This window comes from Duganella qianjiadongensis (assembly GCF_009857915.1).
Taxonomy (GTDB): domain Bacteria; phylum Pseudomonadota; class Gammaproteobacteria; order Burkholderiales; family Burkholderiaceae_D; genus Rugamonas; species Rugamonas qianjiadongensis.
The window spans coordinates 1-255 of sequence record NZ_WWCM01000103.1 but is presented as its reverse complement, the minus strand read 5'-3'; the positions used below and the strand labels follow the sequence as shown (position 1 = coordinate 255).

Sequence of the window (255 nt, the reverse complement as noted above, 5' to 3'; positions counted from 1 at the left end):
GCCTGCGCACGCTTTACGCCCAGTAATTCCGATTAACGCTTGCACCCTACGTATTACCGCGGCTGCTGGCACGTAGTTAGCCGGTGCTTATTCTTCAGGTACCGTCATTAGCAAAGGATATTAGCCTCCACCGTTTCTTCCCTGACAAAAGAGCTTTACAACCCGAAGGCCTTCTTCACTCACGCGGCATTGCTGGATCAGGGTTGCCCCCATTGTCCAAAATTCCCCACTGCTGCCTCCCGTAGGAGTCTGGAC

The 255-nt window shown here is 53.7% G+C and carries 1 rRNA gene; it reads right to left on the bottom strand.

Features of this window, described 5'->3' with window-relative positions:
* Nucleotides 1-255, bottom strand: a 16S ribosomal RNA gene (locus GTP27_RS23480); the annotation flags it as partial.